Origin of the sequence: Holdemanella hominis (assembly GCF_014306155.1) — a bacterium.
Lineage (GTDB): Bacteria > Bacillota_I > Bacilli_A > Erysipelotrichales > Erysipelotrichaceae > Holdemanella > Holdemanella hominis.
In genome coordinates, this window is sequence record NZ_JACRWH010000091.1 from 1 (window position 1) to 4,046 (window position 4,046).

The 4,046-nt window shown below is 33.7% G+C and carries 5 protein-coding genes and 1 pseudogene; all 6 read right to left on the reverse strand.

Annotation, left to right across the window (positions count from 1 at the left end):
* Positions 1-230: 230 nt before the first annotated feature.
* On the reverse strand, positions 231-1,433 hold the full coding sequence (locus H8911_RS11800) for an AAA family ATPase (RefSeq protein ID WP_117924398.1): 1,203 nt from the start codon (positions 1,431-1,433) through the stop codon (positions 231-233).
* Positions 1,434-1,698: 265 nt separating this feature from the next.
* Positions 1,699-1,983 (reverse strand): hypothetical protein, encoded by a 285-nt coding sequence (locus H8911_RS11805; RefSeq protein WP_222621036.1) that lies wholly within the window; start codon positions 1,981-1,983, stop codon positions 1,699-1,701.
* On the reverse strand, positions 1,967-2,134 hold the full coding sequence (locus H8911_RS11810) for a hypothetical protein (protein ID WP_186999797.1): 168 nt from the start codon (positions 2,132-2,134) through the stop codon (positions 1,967-1,969). The genes H8911_RS11805 and H8911_RS11810 overlap by 17 nt, the downstream gene beginning before the upstream one ends.
* Before the next feature lie 313 nt (positions 2,135-2,447).
* On the reverse strand, positions 2,448-2,792 hold the full coding sequence (locus H8911_RS11815) for a cupin domain-containing protein (protein WP_118115989.1): 345 nt from the start codon (positions 2,790-2,792) through the stop codon (positions 2,448-2,450).
* Between the two features lie 11 nt (positions 2,793-2,803).
* Positions 2,804-3,862, reverse strand: a complete 1,059-nt coding sequence (gene trpS, locus H8911_RS11820; protein WP_117571709.1) for a tryptophan--tRNA ligase — start codon at positions 3,860-3,862, stop codon at positions 2,804-2,806.
* Between the two features lie 10 nt (positions 3,863-3,872).
* Positions 3,873-4,046, reverse strand: a pseudogene (locus H8911_RS13045) (GDP-mannose 4,6-dehydratase); the annotation flags it as partial.

A 4,046-nucleotide genomic window follows, 5' to 3' on the forward strand; every position in this document is an offset into this window, starting at 1 on the left:
ACAAGCGATGTTGCTGCAAACGATTTTAATAGAACGGTTAAAAATATTTAAAATCTTATCTGGAATCATAGGTGAAAATCCTCCTCTATAATTCCTTCGGATTATGTTTAAAATTTCGGCTTTTGGCTTGTCAAGTGTTTTTTACACTTCTTGCACAAAAAAAAGAGCCCTACCCATTTATAGGTAAGACTCATAAATTTAAGAATTTGCTTAACTTAATGACATTGACACTACCCTTTTGCCTTTCTTACCCCATAAGAAATCTCTGCACTCTTTATAAAATCACTTAATGCAATATCTCTTATATATACATCCCTTAAATTATTATGTGCTGCAATATTCTTATAACGGACATATCGATTGTCTGGATCTGTAGTTGTGAATACTAGAAACTTCTTATTGATTATTTCTAACGGACGCAAATTATGCGCTGTGAAAATCAATTGCCCCTTTGCTTGTTCACTCATCAACTTTACGATTTCACCAAACAAATATTCATGTATACCACAATCCAAATCATCAATCGCAACCACAACTGAATCTGCATTAAAAACTTCAATCAAAGGTTGTAGTATCGATACAATTCTCTTTACACCATCCGACTCATACTTAAATGGCATTTTATTTGAAACCAATTCCACACGATATCCAACAGAACTATCCCTCATCAATTCTTTTTCAAGCACTTGTACATCCAGTGTAAGATCAGGCACCAAATAAGGAAGAACTCGATTCATACTTTCAATTCGTTTCTTATAAACATCCAAAGCACTTTTAGAAAGAACCATTGAATCATCTATACAACACTTTGATTTCACGACAAACAATTCATAATTCGCAAAATTAACCAAACTCTCTAAAATATACACATGACGCAAAAACTCTTCGTCTTTACATTCATCACTTCTATTTCGAACTACTTCCAAAAACTCACTTGAAAAAATAAATGATCGAAATTCCTTACGAGCCATCTTTTTAATCACCATAACATCCAATTCATTCACTTTTGAAGGTCCAATCAAAGACTTATATTTAGATACAGGACTAAAAATAGGTGAATTTGAAGTATCTATCAATTTAGACTTTGCAACTCTTGTTTCACCATCCGTATACGCATAAGAAAGAATCTCATCATAAATACAAGATCTATTGAATTTAAACGAATATTCAATCTCACTATGCCTTCCATTCTCATCAATAGTAAACTGCACTACAATTCTAGAATAGTCTGCATCTACATGAATCATATTTGAAAAATCCGATGAAATTTTTTGACCACATAAAATGGTCTTAATTAAATCCAACACATCGATCAAAGCTGTTTTACCAGAACCATTCTGTCCATACAAACCCAATATAGAATTCTTAAAATCTAATTCGGCTCTTTTAATATTCTTAAAATTATATATCTCAATCCTACTTAATCTTTTCATGATTTAATAATATTACATTTTCCATACATTTTGTACTTAATTTCAATTATTTTAAACCATTTATGCAACAAAAAAGAGTAGGCGCGCATTCCAACTCTTAATGTATCCTCTATTAAGGCGCGATTTAAGAGAATAAATTATACTCAATACATCATCTTTCATTTGTAAAATCCGCATCTTTCACTTTTTTCATAGGCATCAAATACATAAGCAAATCTTTATCCTCGTTTTTCTTAAAATAAACAAATCCCATTTTCTGATAAAATTATTTTAACTTCGGCTCATCTTTGCAATCTATGTGAATTACTGGACTAGGACTTAACATATTCTTTTCTTTAATACGCTCGAAAGCTAGTTCAATAAGTAAATCCCCACTAATCAATTTATCATTACCATTTGTATAATTCTTTGATAATTGTCCAATTAACTGTGTATTATTCGTTTTTCCAAATGCATAGGTCGTTCCAAAAAAACTCTTTTTTTGTTTTCTAGTAAGTTTAGAATCAATACATTTCAAAGAACAGTTACGTACTTCATTTACTGAATCCAAACATTTTTTTGAATTCTTCAACATCTTTTAGATCATGATGATCATTTGTTATTTGAATTTTGATTTTTTTTGTATCCGACATAATACGACAGAATCGATCTATATCAGAACCTTTAATTTTATATGTATCTGTAAAACTCTTGATTGCCATACAACATACCCTACCTTTCAAAAATAAATGACGCTTTCCCAGGCCACTACGGCGTGTGAGACGCATCTTTTACCCACTTCAGACGTTCCTATATCTATAATACACAAAGTTTGACCAACAAAAAAGAGTAGGCGCGTATTCCTACTCTTTATGCATCCTCTATTAAGTCGCGATTTAAGAGAATAAATTGACGGATTATTTCTCACAGAAATATTATAGAGAGAAATAGTTCTATGTGCGAAAACGCTTTCACAAAACCAATAGTATTATATATCAATTTTGTTCATCATGTTTGCACAAATTAGTAATCCGTTTACATTTTTTGTTGAGAATCATAAATAATCAAAGCCATGAAGACTAAATCCTCATCTTGTTCATTCAAAATACTATGACCCTTACCACTCGGTGTAAAATAATGCTCCCCGGGCTTTAAATATAAAGTTCGCTCATGATTATCATCCAATGTTGCCACTCCAGAAAGAACGAAATAATCTTCGCCATCTCCATTATGCACATGATAACCAACACTACAACCCTTCTTTAAAGTGACCTTGGCATACACACGATTCATACCATGCATCTCTTGTGCGCTCATGATATGTTCAAAATGCGCAATACCAGTACCACCCATAAAATTTTCTTTATCTACAACTACCATTTTCTATACCCCTAGATCAAAGAATTATCTTTGAAATAATTGATCTTCATACTTGACTTCACTTCATCCAAAGTCTTTTCCGCTGTCGCATACGCCTTTTTCGTACCCTCTTCTAGAATCTTGACAACTTCAGGAAGTTTTGCCTGCCATTCCAATCTTCTTTCACGAATTGGAGCCAACTCTTCTTGCATAACACTATTTAAGAAACGCTTCACCTTCACATCTCCTAAACCACCACGCTGATAGTGTGCTTTTAATGCATCCAAGTTTTCATATTCCGGCAAATACTTTTCGAAATGCTCTGGCTTACAGAATGCATCCAAATATGTAAATACACAGTTTCCCTCAATCTTACCAGGATCACTCACCTTAATATGATCAGGATCTGTATACATACTCATAACTTTCTTCTTGATTGTCTCCTCATCATCCGACAAATAAATACAGTTACCCAAAGACTTAGACATCTTTGCCTTACCATCTGTACCCGGAAGTCTTAAACAAGCACAGTTTTGTGGTAATAAGATTTTAGGCTCTACTAAAGTCTCCCCATAGATTGAATTGAATTTATGAACGATCTCCTGCGTCTGTTCAATCATAGGCATCTGATCTTCTCCAGCAGGAACCGTAGTCGCCTTAAATGCCGTAATATCTGCAGCCTGTGAAATTGGATAACACTGGAAGCCAACTGGAATACTCGCATCAAATCCACGCATCTTAATTTCAGCCTTCACAGTTGGATTTCTTTGAAGACGACTTACAGAAACTAAGTTCATATAATAGAATGTCAATTCTGTCAATTGACTGATTTCAGACTGAATAAAAATTGTTGTCTTACTCGGATCAATACCACAAGCCAAATAATCCAAAGCTACCTCTAAAATGTTTTCACGCACCTTATCCGGATTATCAAAATTATCTGTCAATGCCTGTGCATCCGCAATCATAATATAAATTTCATCATATTCTCCAGAATTCTGTAAAAGAACACGATTTCTTAAGGAACCCACATAATGTCCAATATGCAATTTACCCGTCGGACGATCCCCCGTTAAAATAATCTTAGCCATAAATACCTCACTATAATAATTGTTTCTTCGCAAAATTCCATGTGTCTCTACACATATCATCTAGATTCTTTTCAGCCACCCAGCCAAGCTGTTCCTTAGCTCTTGTAGGATCTGCGAAACATGTCGCAATATCTCCTGCACGTCTTGGTTTGATGACATAAGGAATCTTAATTCCATTCACTCT